At 64.6% G+C, this 13,037-nt stretch carries 13 protein-coding genes; 5 read left to right on the top strand and 8 right to left on the bottom strand.

Features of this window, described 5'->3' with window-relative positions:
- Positions 1-200: 200 nt before the first annotated feature.
- Positions 201-1,334: an ornithine/lysine decarboxylase gene (gene odc2 / locus CK219_RS08645; protein WP_095766350.1), complete on the bottom strand. Its 1,134-nt coding sequence runs from the start codon at positions 1,332-1,334 to the stop codon at positions 201-203.
- 542 nt (positions 1,335-1,876) lie between these two features.
- Between odc2 and CK219_RS08640 the strand changes: the two genes are divergently transcribed.
- The 4 genes from CK219_RS08640 (at position 1,877) to CK219_RS08625 (ending at position 5,945) form a co-directional block, all read left to right on the top strand.
- Positions 1,877-3,073 carry an amidase gene (locus CK219_RS08640; RefSeq protein WP_095766349.1) on the top strand — a complete coding sequence of 399 codons (1,197 nt, stop codon included), beginning with the start codon at positions 1,877-1,879 and terminating at the stop codon, positions 3,071-3,073.
- Positions 3,074-3,075: 2 nt separating this feature from the next.
- Complete coding sequence (locus tag CK219_RS08635) at positions 3,076-3,975, top strand: LysR family transcriptional regulator (protein WP_095766348.1); 900 nt, start codon at positions 3,076-3,078, stop codon at positions 3,973-3,975.
- Between the two features lie 79 nt (positions 3,976-4,054).
- Entirely contained in the window at positions 4,055-4,723 is a 669-nt protein-coding gene (locus CK219_RS08630; protein ID WP_095766709.1) for a DUF1007 family protein, read from the top strand.
- A gap of 154 nt (positions 4,724-4,877) precedes the next feature.
- Complete coding sequence (locus CK219_RS08625) at positions 4,878-5,945, top strand: nickel/cobalt transporter (protein ID WP_280950875.1); 1,068 nt, start codon at positions 4,878-4,880, stop codon at positions 5,943-5,945.
- A 65-nt stretch (positions 5,946-6,010) separates the two neighbouring features.
- On the opposite strand, the gene denD is transcribed toward CK219_RS08625, so the two are convergent.
- From denD to CK219_RS08605, 4 genes are read right to left on the bottom strand one after another with little or no spacing between them, the layout of a single operon-like run.
- On the bottom strand, positions 6,011-6,985 hold the full coding sequence (denD, locus tag CK219_RS08620) for a D-erythronate dehydrogenase (protein WP_095766346.1): 975 nt from the start codon (positions 6,983-6,985) through the stop codon (positions 6,011-6,013).
- A gap of 2 nt (positions 6,986-6,987) precedes the next feature.
- Entirely contained in the window at positions 6,988-7,194 is a 207-nt protein-coding gene (locus tag CK219_RS08615; RefSeq protein ID WP_095766345.1) for a hypothetical protein, read from the bottom strand.
- Positions 7,195-7,245: 51 nt separating this feature from the next.
- Entirely contained in the window at positions 7,246-8,229 is a 984-nt protein-coding gene (locus tag CK219_RS08610; RefSeq protein ID WP_095766344.1) for a cation diffusion facilitator family transporter, read from the bottom strand.
- Positions 8,230-8,242: 13 nt separating this feature from the next.
- Positions 8,243-8,929 (bottom strand): GNAT family protein, encoded by a 687-nt coding sequence (locus CK219_RS08605; RefSeq protein ID WP_095766708.1) that lies wholly within the window; start codon positions 8,927-8,929, stop codon positions 8,243-8,245.
- Between the two features lie 82 nt (positions 8,930-9,011).
- Between CK219_RS08605 and CK219_RS08600 the strand changes: the two genes are divergently transcribed.
- Positions 9,012-10,196: a pyridoxal phosphate-dependent aminotransferase gene (locus CK219_RS08600; protein ID WP_095766343.1), complete on the top strand. Its 1,185-nt coding sequence runs from the start codon at positions 9,012-9,014 to the stop codon at positions 10,194-10,196.
- 12 nt (positions 10,197-10,208) lie between these two features.
- Here the strand turns inward: CK219_RS08600 and CK219_RS08595 are convergent, their stop codons facing one another.
- The 3 genes from CK219_RS08595 to CK219_RS08585 form a co-directional block, all read right to left on the bottom strand.
- Positions 10,209-10,970 (bottom strand): SDR family oxidoreductase, encoded by a 762-nt coding sequence (locus tag CK219_RS08595; protein ID WP_095766342.1) that lies wholly within the window; start codon positions 10,968-10,970, stop codon positions 10,209-10,211.
- A gap of 238 nt (positions 10,971-11,208) precedes the next feature.
- Positions 11,209-11,940, bottom strand: coding sequence for a tellurite resistance TerB family protein (locus tag CK219_RS08590; RefSeq protein ID WP_095766707.1), 732 nt, complete (start codon positions 11,938-11,940; stop codon positions 11,209-11,211).
- A 123-nt stretch (positions 11,941-12,063) separates the two neighbouring features.
- Positions 12,064-12,993, bottom strand: coding sequence for a rhodanese-related sulfurtransferase (locus tag CK219_RS08585; protein ID WP_095766706.1), 930 nt, complete (start codon positions 12,991-12,993; stop codon positions 12,064-12,066).
- Between the last annotated feature and the right edge of the window lie 44 nt (positions 12,994-13,037).

The raw sequence follows: 13,037 nt of genomic DNA, 5'->3' as shown, positions 1-13,037 counted from the left end.
CCGTCGAGCCATTCTCCCCCGCGGAGAAAAGCTCAGCCAACGGTCCGGACGAGGGGGCAATTTCAGTGGCCGCGAAGGCCGATTTGGTCAGGTATTCCATGTCCGCGATCCTTCACGAGCGGAGATCTGTCCCACAAGCGAGCCCGGGCGGGCGACAGGCGCCCGCGCCGGTTTGATCTGAGCGGTTTCTTGCGAAATGCTCAGATCACGTAGGATCGGAGAGGTTCGAAGCCGTTGAAGGCGACCGCCGAATAGGTGGTCGTGTAGGCCCCGGTGCCTTCGATCAGCACCTCGTCGCCGATGGTCAGCGACAAGGGCAGCGGATAAGGTGTCTTCTCATACATCACGTCGGCCGAATCGCAGGTCGGGCCGGCGAGCACACAGGGCGCGGTCTCCGAGCCGTCATGGCGGGTGACCAGCGGATAGCGGATCGCCTCGTCCATGGTCTCGGCGAGACCGCCGAACTTGCCGATGTCGAGGAACACCCAGCGCACATTGTCGTTGTCGGCCTTCTTCGAGATCAGCACGACTTCCGACTTGATCACGCCGGCATTGCCGACCATGCCGCGTCCCGGCTCGATGATCGTCTCGGGCAGCGCGTTGCCGAAATGCTTGCGCAGGGCCGAGAAGATCGCCTGGCCGTAGGCCTGGGCCGCCGGCACGTCCTTCAGGTAACGGGTCGGGAAGCCGCCGCCCATGTTGACCATCTTCAAGACGATGCCTTCCTCGGCGAGCGTCGCGAACACCTTCCTGGCGTCGCCCAGCGCGCGATCCCAGGCCGACAGGTCGGTCTGCTGCGAGCCCACATGGAACGACACGCCATAGGCATCGAGGCCGAGGCCCTTGGCATGACGCAGCACGTCGACGGCCATCGCCGGCTCGCAGCCGAACTTGCGCGACAGCGGCCATTCCGCGCCTTCGCCGTCGGTCAGCACGCGGCAGAACACGCGCGAGCCGGGAGCGGCACGCGCGATCTTCTCGACCTCTTCGACGCAGTCCACCGCGTAGAGGCGAATGCCGAGTTGGTAGGCGCGTGCGATGTCACGCTCCTTCTTGATGGTGTTGCCGAAGGAAATGCGGTCCGCCGGCGCGCCGGCATCCATCGCCATCTCGACCTCGGCAACCGATGCGGTGTCGAAGGACGAGCCCATCGCAGCAAGCAGGCGCAGGATTTCCGGCGCCGGGTTTGCTTTCACCGCATAGTAGATCTTGGAATCGGGCAACGCCTTCTCGAAGGCGCGGAAATTGTCGCGCACGACATCGAGGTCGACGACGAGGCAAGGGCCGTTCGGACGTCGGGTGGCGAGGAAATCAAGGATGCGCTGAGTGGCCATCGAGGTCTCTCCATTGGCGCCTTTCGGCGCGCACAAAGGCTGCGGAACGCGGGCGCTCAGCCTCGCGAACTCGCGGTGGACAAAGGCGGGACGGAAAATCCATGGAACCAGCCGGTGGAGACCCCGGAACCACGAATCGCCGTCTCGCGGCGGTGAACCTTGGCCTTGCCCGGCCTCGGTTCGCTTTGTCTGCCTTGGCTTGGATGGGAGACCCCGTCCGCACTGCCGGCAATGAAGGTGTGCCTCTTTAGTAACCCCGGTCTTTGGACAACCGGAAGAGAACCAGAAAGGCCCGCACCGTCGTTGCTTCAAGGTGTCCTCGGTCTTGTGGTTGGCCACTGACCGACTGGAGGGGTTGGCTCCAGTTACCTTACCGATTGCCCTCACCATTCGAGGATCGGCGGACACCCACAGGCACGTGCGACTTTGGGCAAGCGCCATATAGGAGCGAAGGGTTTCACAATCAATAAAAATCGTAAGCGCAGGTTGTAAAATTTCTGGCATCGAACAATGCTTGCCGCACTGTATCCGGATATCGAACGATGCCAGGAACTCAAGCACCGCTCAACGCCTTCCTCGATCTGCGCCAAATGCCTGTGGCGAATGCGGAATTGGGCCCGCTCGCAGGCCTTCGCCTGGCCGTCAAGGACATCTATGACGTTGCCGGCTACCGCACAGGCTGCGGCAACCCGCAAAAATTCGAGGAGGCGCACGCTGCCTCGCGCACGGCGCAAGCGGTGCAGACGATCCTCGACGCCGGCGCGCGATTCGTCGGCAAGACCCAGACCGACGAGCTGGCCTTCTCGCTGTTCGGCCAGAACGCGCATTTCCCCTACCCGATCAATCCCGCCGCGCCCGAGCGCGTCACCGGCGGCTCCTCCTCCGGCTCGGCGGCCGCTGTTGCCGGCGGGCTGGCGAACATCGCCACCGGCTCCGACACTGGCGGCTCGATCCGCGCGCCGGCAAGCTTCTGCGGCCTGATCGGGCTGCGCACCACCCATGGCCGCATCCCGCTCGACGGCGCGATGAAGCTAGCATCGAGCTTCGACACGTTCGGCTGGTTCGCCGACGACATCGAGACCTATGAGACCGTCGGCAAGCTTTTGCTCGGCCGCGATCCGCACCAGCACCCGCTCAACCGGCCGCTGTCGATCCGCTGGCTTGACGCTTTCGTCATGGGTCCGGCGGAAGCCACCGAATATGCGCGCATAAAGGCGTTGGCGGCCGGCGTCATCGGCCAGCCGGTGGAGACCGAATACGCCTTCGCTTCTTTCCCGGACGAGCTTTACTGGTGCTTCCGCCGCCTGCAGGCCTTCGAGGCCTGGCGCGAGCATGGCCCCTGGATCTCGGCCGGCGGCCGGCTCAGCCCGGGCGTCGAGGAGCGTTTCGGCTTCGGCCGCACCATCGATGCCAAAACTGCCACCACCGAAGCCGCGCGCCGCTTGGCGTTCCGGGCCGAATTCGGGGCGCTGCTCGGCAACAACGGCTTTCTGGTCCTGCCCACCGTTCCCGGCGCGGCGCCGCTCGCCGCCAGCACGCCGGAACAGTTCCAGGCCTACCGCGAAAGGGCGCTGCATCTCTTGTGCCTTTCCGGTCTTTCGGGCTTTCCGCAGATCACCTTGCCGATCGGCTCCGTCGATGGCGCGCCTTTCGGTCTTTCGCTGCTCGGCCCTTCCGGCAGCGACGTTGCCCTGATACGGCTCGCCCGGAGGATTCTAGACGCGGTACGAAAGGTCTGACCATGGATACATTGACGCGCATGCGCGCCTTCATCGACGTGGTCGAGGCGGAAGGCTTTTCGGCCGCGGCGCGCAAGATCGGCCGCTCCAAGGCGCTCTTGTCGAAATATGTGCGCGAGCTGGAGGACGAGCTCGGCGCGCTGCTCTTGAACCGCACAACGCGCCAGTTCTCGCTGACCGAAGCCGGCCACACCTATTATCAGCGCGCCTCCGAGATCGTGCGTGAGGTCGACAGCCTCGCCGAGGCTGTGCGCCAGTCTTCCGGCGACGTCCGCGGCAGGATCAAGCTGTCGGCCGCCCGTACCTTCGCAGATGCGCCGATCGGTCAGTCATTGGTCGACTTCGCCAGGCAGCACCCCGATATCGTGCTCGACATCCATCTAGACGACCGCTTCGTCGATCTTGTCGAGGAAGGCTTCGACCTTGCCGTGCGCATCTCGCGGCTGGAGAACTCCTCGCTGATCGCCAGGCGGCTGGCGCCGTTCTCGGTCAGGCTTTGCGCGTCGCCGGAGCTGATGGCCAAGCATGGCAAGCCGACACGTCCGCAGGATCTCGCCAACATGCCCTGCATCGTCGACACCAACGGCCGCTCGCTGTCCAACTGGCGCTTCAAGGGCGAGGGCGAGGACTCCATCAGCGTCGCCGTTTCGGGCCCGATCGAGGTCAACAGCCCGATCGTGGCGAGAGCCGCCGCGCTCTCCGGCCTGGGCTTTGCCATGCTGCCGGATTTCGTCGCCGCCCCCGACGTCGCATCCGGCAAGCTGGTCACCGCGCTCGACGATCGTCTCCTGGCGGGCACCGGCATCTTCGCCGTCTACCCGCACCGCCGCTATCTGCCGGCCAAGGTAAGGGTCCTCGTCGATTTCCTGGTGCAGTGGTTCAAGACGCGCGACACAGCGTGATAACCCGCGTCCCAATTTCGCCCCCTTTATGTTAACTCTCGGGCCCTCACTCCCGAAGTCGATGGAATCGCGGCCCGGAATGCATCTGAAACGGCAAGCAGCCATGCTGGCTTCGGCCATAGTGGCCACGTTCGCCTCGGTCGAGCAGGCCGAGGTGCACCCGCATGTCTTCGCCGAGGCTCGCCTCGACGTGATCCTCAGCCAGGATCACCAAAGTGTGACGGCGCTGCGCCACCTTTGGCGCTTCGACGACCTTTTTTCGAGTACGGTGATGATGGAGTTCGACAAGAACTCCGATCTGAAACTTGACGACAAAGAGCTCAAGGAAGTGGCCGACACCGTCCATTCCTCGTTGGCCGAGTTCAATTACTTCCAGCTCGTCACCCAGGACGGCAAGGACGTGCCGATGGTGCCGCCGCCGCATCTGATGGCGAACTTCGACAACGACCAGCTGATCATCCTGTTCGAGTCGCAGCCGAAGACCCCGATCAAGCTCGCCGGCAAAGTCGACATCGGCGTCTACGATCCGACCTTCTATACAGCGATCGACTTCACCGACGACGCCAACCTTGCCGTCGAAGGCCTGCCATCGACCTGCACCAAAAAGGTCATCCGGCCCGATCCTGACGAGGCGATCAAGGAAAACCAGAAGACCCTGACGGAGGCGTTCTTCAACGATCCGACAGGCACCAACATGAGCAAGATCTTCGCCACCAAGCTCGAGTTGAACTGCCCGCCGGAAGGATGATTTGGTGATGAAACCGTCGCTGCGCGCAAGCAGGTTCCGCAAAAGTGTCTCACGGTTTTGCGATCGGAACCTGCGACAAACAAGGGAATCCAAGCGGATATTCGTGGGGCATCCCACGAATATCCGACTGGCCCTCGGGCTCTTGGCCGCCGCCTTGATTGTGACCCATCTGCCTGTCGTCGCGCATGCGCAAAGTTCGCTCGGCATCGGCACCAATGACGGCCTGGCGCCCACCACCACCGGTCCGTTCGCCCACATCCTGATGTGGATCAATCTGCGTCAGCAGGAGTTCTACCATTCGCTGGCGGCCGCCATGAAGGCGATGCGCCAGGACGGCAGCAAGCTTTGGCTGCTGATCGGCTTGTCCTTCGCCTATGGCATCTTCCACGCCGCCGGTCCCGGCCACGGCAAGGCGGTGATTTCCTCCTATATGGTCGCCAACGAAGTGGCGTTGAGACGCGGCATCATGCTCTCCTTTGTCTCGGCGATGCTGCAGGGCCTGACGGCGGTGGTCGTCATGATGCTTGCCTATTTCGTGCTGCGCGGCACCGCGATCTCGATGACCGATGCGGCCTGGTTCCTCGAAATCTCGAGCTACGTGCTGGTGACGCTGTTCGGCGCCTGGCTTTTGTGGCGCAAGCTCGGGCCGTCGATCCTGCGCCTGTTCGGCAGGACGCCTGCCTACAGCCTGTCGGCCGCTCATGCCGGTCATTCGCATGGCGGGCATGCGGGCCACTCGCATGCTCATACGCATGCACTGCACGTGCATGACGATCATGATCATTCGCACGGTCACCATCACACCGACCACGACCACCACGATCATGGCCCGGGAGAAGTCTGCGAGACCTGTGGCCATTCGCATGCCCCGGATCCGGCAATGCTGTCGGGTGACCGCTTCGATTGGAAGACCGCCTGGTCGGCGGTGGCCGCCGTCGGCATCCGCCCCTGCTCCGGCGCGCTGATCGTGCTGAGCTTCGCGCTGCTCAACGGACTGTGGGTAGGAGGGCTGCTGTCGGTGCTGGCGATGTCGATCGGCACCGCGATCACCGTCTCGGCGCTGGCGACGATCGCGGTGCTGGCCAAAAATTGGGCGGTCTATTTCGCCGGCGATGGACGCATCGGCAACCGCATCCACTCGATCGTCGAGATCGGCGGCGCCGCCTTCATCTTCCTGGTCGGCCTGCTGCTTCTGTCGGCCGGCCTGTCGGGCGGCGCCTGACCAGGCAGTGCCCAAAGCTGTATTGAGCTTCGGGTCAGGCCGGCATCACTTGGCATCGATAGACGTCAGGCGATCTTCCCGCCAAGCTCATCCTCGATATGCGCGCGGATGATCTCGCCAAAGCTGCTTTCGGCGGTAAACCCCAATTCCCGCGCCCGCCTCGCCTCGAAGCGCGTCGGCCAGCCTTTGACGATCGCCCAGATGGTCTCGTCGGGCTGCTCGCGAATCCGCTGCGCGACCTCGGCGCCGGCAATGCGCTGCAGCGCCTCGATCTGCTCGCCGACCGTGACGGCGACGCCCGGCATTGTAAGGTTGCGGCGCGGGCCGACCTTGTCGCCGTCGATCTCGGCCGCATGGATGAGGAAATTCACCGCCGAGCGCGGGCTGGCATGGGTATGCAGCACCGAACGCGGAACCGGCAGGATCGCCTCCTGCCCGGCGAGCGGCTCGCGGATGATGCCTGAGAAGAAGCTCGACGCCGCCTTGTTCGGCTTGCCGGGGCGGACGCAGATCGTCGGCAGCCGGATGCCGATGCCGTCGAAGAAGCCGCGCCGCGTATAGTCGGCGAGCAGCGCTTCGCTCATCTGCTTCTGCGTGCCGTAGGAGGTGAGCGGCGTCGGATGGAATTCGTCCGGGATGACGTCCGGAAACGGCGCGCCGAACACGGCGATCGACGAGGTGAAGACGAGGCGCGGCGCGAACGCCGCCAGCCGCACGGCGTCAAACAGGGTGCGCGTGCCGTCGAGATTGACGCGATAGCCGAGGTCGAAATTAGCCTCTGCCTCGCCCGAGACGATGCCCGCCAGATGGAAAATCACATCCGGGCGCGGAGCCACGAGAGCGGACATGGCGCCGGGCGCGGAAAGATCGCCGGTATGGATCGAGACATCGACGCCGGCGAGCGCCGGCGCCTGCGGCGCCACGATGTCATGCAGGTCGAGCGCCGTGATCTTTCGCCCGCGCAAGGCGCCGTCCTTGGCGAGCCGCGCGATAAGCTTGCGGCCGACCATGCCGGCCGCGCCCGTGATCAGTATTCTCATCTTCAGAGACCTTTCTTGCGCTGGCTGCGTCCGCGCAGCCACAGGACGACGAACAGACCGACCATGAAGATCGCGGCGATGACGGCCGCGAGCACCGTCGACACCTTGCCGGCGGCCAGCATGATGGCCGGCAGGAAATAGGCGGCGAGGCCGAACACGAGCAGTATCACGGCCGCGGCCGTCGCCGCGTTGCGGGTGTCACGATCCATCAGCTGACGTTCTTCAGTTCGAGGCTGTTCGGGTTCATCATCACGCCGCGATCAGTGATAGTGCCGGCGATCGCGCGGCGCATCATGCGCATGGTCGTGATCATGATGGTGGTCGTGCTCGTCATGGCTGTCGGCGCATTGTCCGAATTCGGGCTCGACCGTGGCATGTTCGATGCCGTGCTTGACCGCAAGCCGCTTCTTGATGGCGCTCACCGCCACATGCGCATCGACGCCGTCGTTCAGGCAGGCATGCAGCGTCGCCATGTTGGAGGTCCCGTCGAGCGACCAGACATGCATGTGATGCACCTCGCGCACGCCTTTGACCGCGCTTTCGATGTCCTTGGCGACCACGTCGCGGTCGAGGCTTGCCGGCACGCCTTCGAGCAGGACGTGGGCCGCCTCGCGCATCAGCGACCATGCTGTCGAGAGAATGAGCAGCGCTACCAGCACCGACAGGATCGGATCGATCGGCGTCCACCCCGTCGCCACGATGATGATGGCGGCGACGATCGCCGCCGCGGAACCCAGCAAGTCGCCCAGCACATGCAGGATGGCGCCGCGCATGTTGAGGCTTTCCCGATCGCCGCCATGCAGCACGAAGAAGGACGCGATGTTGACCAGGAGGCCTGCCACCGCCACCACCAGCATCGGCCCGCCGAGCACCGGCGCCGGGTTCATCAGCCGCCCCCAGGCCTCGTAGACGATCCAGAGCGCGATGACGAAGATGGCGATGCCGTTGGTGTAGGCGACCAGCGTCTTCACCCGGGCGAAGCCATAGGTGAGGCGGCCGGTGGCCGGACGGCCTGTCAGGTGGAAGGCATACCAGGCGAGACCGAGCGCGATGGCGTCGGCCAGCATGTGCCCGGCATCGGCGACCAGCGCCAGCGATCCGGTCAGCCAGCCGCCTAGCGCCTCGGCGACCATGAAGCCCGCGGTCAGGCAGGTCGCGATCAGCACCCGTTTCTTGTCAGTCGAGCCATGCACATGGCCGGGACCGGCCGGGCCGTGATCGTGCGAAGCGTGGTCATGCGCCATCGCTGAACTCCTGTCACGCGCCGAAATCAGCGCGGAAATCCTCGAGCCGCCGCTTCTGAGCGCCTTCGCGGTCGAAATTCGCCGGATCGAGCCAGCCCTCATAGGCGTTGCGCAAGGCCGGCCACTCCTTGTCAATGATCGAATACCACGCCGTATCGCGGTTTTCACCCTTGACCACAAGGTGTTGCCGGAAAATGCCTTCGAACCTGAAGCCGAAGCGCTCGGCGGCGCGCTTCGAGGGCTCGTTGCGGTTGTTGCACTTCCACTCGTAACGGCGGTAGCCGAGATCGTCGAAGAGATATTTCGCAAACAGGAACTGCGCCTCGGTCGCGGCCGGCTTGCGCGAGATCAGCGGACCCCAATAGATGTTGCCGATCTCGCCGACGCCGTTGGCGGCGTCGATGCGCATCAGCGTCTGACGCCCAGCGACCTTGCGGCTCGCCTTGTCGATGACGGTGAAGAACAGCGGGTCCTCGCTCGCTTCGGCCTTGTCCAGCCAAGGCTGGAAGGCCGCGCGGGTCTCTGGCGGATAGTCCGGCAGCCAGGCGAAACGTCCGCCGGCATCCGAAACCGAGGAGGCCTCGTAGAGGCCGTCGCCATGCTTTGCCGCGCTCAGCGGCTCGAGCCTGACGGTGCGTCCCTCTATCGCTTTGCGCTCCGGCCGCGGGCGCGGCTGCCAATTCTTCAGATCTTCCGACACGGCCATTCCAATCCGTTTGACTTTTGCCTGCGGACGGTCACAAAAACGCTCGCTCACAGAAAGAACCACAGGATCGGGAAAAATGCTCCACACGATCGCGGCCTTCGACCGTCTCGGCGAGGAAAATGCCTTCGCGGTGCTGGCGAGGGCCACCGCGCTTGCCCATCAGGGTCGCGACATCGTCAACCTCGGCATCGGCCAGCCCGACTTCAAGACGCCGCAGCACATCGTCGAGGCGGCGATCAAGGCGCTGCGCGACGGCCACCATGGCTACACGCCGGCAAACGGCCTCTTGGCCACCCGCGAGGCCGTCGTGCGCCGCACGCTGACCACCACCGGCGTCGAGGTGTCGCCCGAGAACGTGATGATCCTGCCCGGCGGCAAGCCGACCATGTTCGCCGCGATCCTGATGTTCGGCGAGGCCGGCACCGAGATCCTCTACCCCGATCCCGGCTTTCCGATCTACCGCTCGATGATCGAGTTCACCGGCGCCACTCCGGTGCCGGTTCCGATCCGCGAGGAGAACGGCTTTGCCTTCTCGGCCGACGAGACGCTGGCGCTGATCACGCCCAGGACCAGGCTGCTGATCCTCAACTCGCCCGCCAATCCGACCGGCGGCGTTACCCCGCGGGCCGAGATCGAGAAGCTGGTCAAGGGCCTGGAGAAGCACCCTGAGGTCGCCATCATGTCCGACGAGATCTACGACGTCATGACCTATGACGGCGAGACCCACTGCTCGCTACTCAATTTCCCCGAGATCCGCGACCGGCTGATCGTGCTCAACGGCTGGTCGAAGACCTGGGCGATGACCGGCTGGCGCATGGGCTGGTCGATCTGGCCGAACGGCGACAAGGGCGCGCATCTCTATGACAAGGTTCGCAAGCTGGCGGTGAACTGCTGGTCCTGCGTCAACGCGCCGAGCCAGTTCGCCGGCATCGCCGCGATCGACGGTCCGCAGGACGATGTCGAAAAGATGATGCGCGCCTTCGACAATCGCAGGAAGATCGTGGTCGAAGGGCTGAACGCGCTCCCGGGCATTTCCTGCATCACGCCGAAGGGCGCCTTCTATGCCTTCCCCAATGTCTCGAAGACTGGCTGGAAGGCGAAGAAGCTCGCCTCGGCGCTGTTGGAAGACGCCGGCGTGGCGCTCATCGGCGGCCCCGATTTCGGCGTTCTCGGCGAAGGCTATATCCGGCTTTCCTATGCCAATTCGGAGGAGAACATCCTGCGCGCGCTGGAGCGGATCGAGGCGTTCCTGAACAAGTGATCGATCAAGCGCTCATCCGCGCCCGACGAATGGCATCTTCGTCGCCATCACCGTCATGAACAACACGTTGGCGTCGAGTGGCAGGCTGGCCATATGCAGCACCGCGTCGGCGACGCGCTGCACATCCATCACCGCTTCGGCGGCGATCGAACCATTGGCCTGCGGCACGCCCACCGTCATCGGCTGCGCCATCTCGGTCAGCGCATTGCCGATGTCGATCTGGCCGCAGGCGATATCGAAGGGCCGGCCGTCAAGTGCCAGCGTCTTCGTGAGCCCGGTGATCGCGTGCTTGGTCGCCGTATAGGGCGCTGAGCCCGGGCGCGGTGCATAGGCCGACACCGAGCCGTTGTTGATGATCCGGCCGCCCATCGGCTTCTGCCGCCGCATCGCACCGAAGGCTGCGCGAGCGCACAGGAACGATCCGGTGAGATTGACGCCGACGACGTCGTTCCACACCTCGACCGGAATCTCGTCGATCAGCGTCGACTTGTAGCCCATGCCGGCATTGTTGAAGAGCAGGTCGACGCGGCCGAAGCCTTCGAGCACGGTCTCGAACATGTCGTCGACTTCCTCGGCCTTGCTGATGTCGCAGGCGATGGCCAATGCCTTGGCCTGCGTCTTCCCCGCCTCTGCGATCGCCTCATCCAGCAGCGTCTTGCGGCGGCCGCAGAACACCGTGTTCCAGCCTGCCTTGAGCAGCGCCGCCGCGACGCTCTTGCCGATGCCGGTGCCGGCGCCGGTAACGATGGCGGTCTTCTCTGCTATGGCTGTCATCGCCGTCCTCCGGTCATGGATGGAAAGACGTGGCATCGCAAATGCATGGGGTCATGGCAAGCCGCTGTTGGCAATAAAGAAAGGCCAACAAAAAGGGCGGCCATTGGCGACCGCCCCGATCTGAACCGCGCTTGGGAGGAAGAAAAGCCGGTCCGACTGATTAGAATGATGCGCTTGCTGGGTTAACGGAAGATTAACGACCGGCAAGGCGTCCCCGAAGGACGTTTACCACGCCGAATCACCACGGTGAATTGGACGCCGTTCCCGCCGGCACCTTGGCCGCCGAAACCGTCGCCTCGACATGATCGACCAGGGCGTCCGGCAGGCCGAGGCGGCCGGCGAGCAGGTCGAGATAACCGCGCTCGGTGCGCGTGTCGGGATCGATGGTGAGCCGCGAGGCGGTGTAGAGTTCGAGCTTCTGCGCATCGGTCTTGGCGCCGGCGATCAGCGCGTCGAGATCGAGCGGGCTTTCGAGCTCCGCAAGCAGGAATTTTTCCGCTTCGGCGCCCATGCCCGCGAGCTTGAGCTTGTCGGCGATCTTCTTGCGCTCGTCATCGTCGACATGGCCGTCGGCCTTCGCCGCCGAGATCATCGCCCTGACCAGCGTCAGCGTGAACTCGGCCTCGCCCTGCGGCGCCTGCGAGGGATGGAAGGCGGTGTCGGCCGGCGGCGGCAGCAGCTCCGGCTCGCCGGCGGCCGGCGCCTGCGCCGGCTCCTTGCCGGCCTTGTAGTTCTGATAAGCCTTATAGGCGAGGCCTCCGATCGCAGCCAGGCCGCCGAGCTTGACGGCCGCGCCCGTGACCTGCCGGCCAGTGCCGGTGCCGAGCAGCACGGCTGCCAGCGCGCCGGCGGCGAGCGGATTGTCCTTTGCCATCTGCACCGCCTGCCCCGCCTTGTCACGGACAGTCGAGCCGGTCCCGGGGATTTGCGAGCCGAGAAGGTCGTCGAGCAGCTTCTTGGGATCGAGCATCAATGCCTCCAGAATGGGCCCGGCCGAACGCGCCCGGGCAGGGTTTCGGACCGGCAAGAGGTAGGCCCCGTGCATCGACATTACAATGACGGGGGCAGCTTTTCGCTCGCAGAGCTGGCCGCTCTAATTGCCGATATGGCGCTTGCCGCCGCGCGCTTGCGCCAGCTCGACCTGGCGGTGGCGTTCGGCATAGCGCTCGCGATCCTCGTCGGACCGCACTTCAAAGCAATGCGGGCATGAGACGCCGATTGCGTATTTCGGCGACAGCCGGTCCTCGACCGTCAGCGGATGCCGGCAGGCCCGGCAGAGCTCCGCTTCCCCCTCGACCAGACCATGCGAGACGGAGACCCGCTCGTCGAACACGAAACATTCGCCTTGCCAGAGGCTCTCTTCGGCCGGCACGTCCTCCAGATATTTCAGGATGCCGCCCTTGAGATGGAAAACGTTTTTGAGGCCGAGCGACTTCACATAGGCCGTCGCCTTCTCGCAGCGAATGCCGCCGGTGCAGAACATCGCCACCTTGCGGCCATCGAGCTCTCCACGATGCTGCTCGACCCAGGCGGGGAACTCGCGGAAGCTGGTGGTCTTGGGATCGACCGCGCCCCGGAAAGTGCCGAGCGAGACTTCGTAGGCGTTGCGCGTGTCGATGACGAGCGTGTCGGCATCCGATATCAGCGCGTTCCAGTCGGCCGGCGCGACATAGGTGCCGGCGCTCGCCTTCGGATCGATGTCCTCGACGCCCATGGTGACGATCTCGCGCTTCAGCCGCACCTTCATGCGGTGGAACGGCATCTCTGCGGCGCTGCTGTATTTGACTTCCAGACCTGCTAGGTTTTCGATGGCCTGGAGATGGTCGATGAGCGAGGCGATCGCCTCCTCGCTGCCGGCGACGGTGCCGTTGATGCCTTCATGCGCCAGCAGCAGCGTGCCCTTGATGCCGCGCCCGCAACAGAAGGCGGCGAGCGGCGCGCGCAAGGCCTCGTATCCGTCGAGCCGCGCGAATTTGTAAAGCGCGGCGACACGGATGGGCTGAATTTCCTTGGTTGTCGTCATGGCCATGCCACTAGACTGTGGTCAAAGCTGTTTCAAGGCAAAGA

Source organism: Mesorhizobium sp. WSM4313 (assembly GCF_002294725.1).
GTDB lineage: Bacteria > Pseudomonadota > Alphaproteobacteria > Rhizobiales > Rhizobiaceae > Mesorhizobium.
Note: the sequence above shows the minus strand (reverse complement) of the source record. Positions and strands in the feature narration are given on the sequence as shown.

Bases quoted from the DNA above. Each gene is read 5' to 3' on its own strand.
- odc2 (WP_095766350.1), bottom strand. From the start codon at position 1,334: ATGGCCACTCAGCGCATCCTTGATTTCCTCGCCACCCGACGTCCGAAC.
- CK219_RS08640 (WP_095766349.1), top strand. From the start codon at position 1,877: ATGCCAGGAACTCAAGCACCGCTCAACGCCTTCCTCGATCTGCGCCAA.
- CK219_RS08635 (WP_095766348.1), top strand. From the start codon at position 3,076: ATGGATACATTGACGCGCATGCGCGCCTTCATCGACGTGGTCGAGGCG.
- CK219_RS08630 (WP_095766709.1), top strand. From the start codon at position 4,055: ATGCATCTGAAACGGCAAGCAGCCATGCTGGCTTCGGCCATAGTGGCC.
- denD (WP_095766346.1), bottom strand. From the start codon at position 6,985: ATGAGAATACTGATCACGGGCGCGGCCGGCATGGTCGGCCGCAAGCTT.
- CK219_RS08615 (WP_095766345.1), bottom strand. From the start codon at position 7,194: ATGGATCGTGACACCCGCAACGCGGCGACGGCCGCGGCCGTGATACTG.
- CK219_RS08610 (WP_095766344.1), bottom strand. From the start codon at position 8,229: ATGGCGCATGACCACGCTTCGCACGATCACGGCCCGGCCGGTCCCGGC.
- CK219_RS08600 (WP_095766343.1), top strand. From the start codon at position 9,012: ATGCTCCACACGATCGCGGCCTTCGACCGTCTCGGCGAGGAAAATGCC.
- CK219_RS08595 (WP_095766342.1), bottom strand. From the start codon at position 10,970: ATGACAGCCATAGCAGAGAAGACCGCCATCGTTACCGGCGCCGGCACC.
- CK219_RS08590 (WP_095766707.1), bottom strand. From the start codon at position 11,940: ATGCTCGATCCCAAGAAGCTGCTCGACGACCTTCTCGGCTCGCAAATC.
- CK219_RS08585 (WP_095766706.1), bottom strand. From the start codon at position 12,993: ATGACGACAACCAAGGAAATTCAGCCCATCCGTGTCGCCGCGCTTTAC.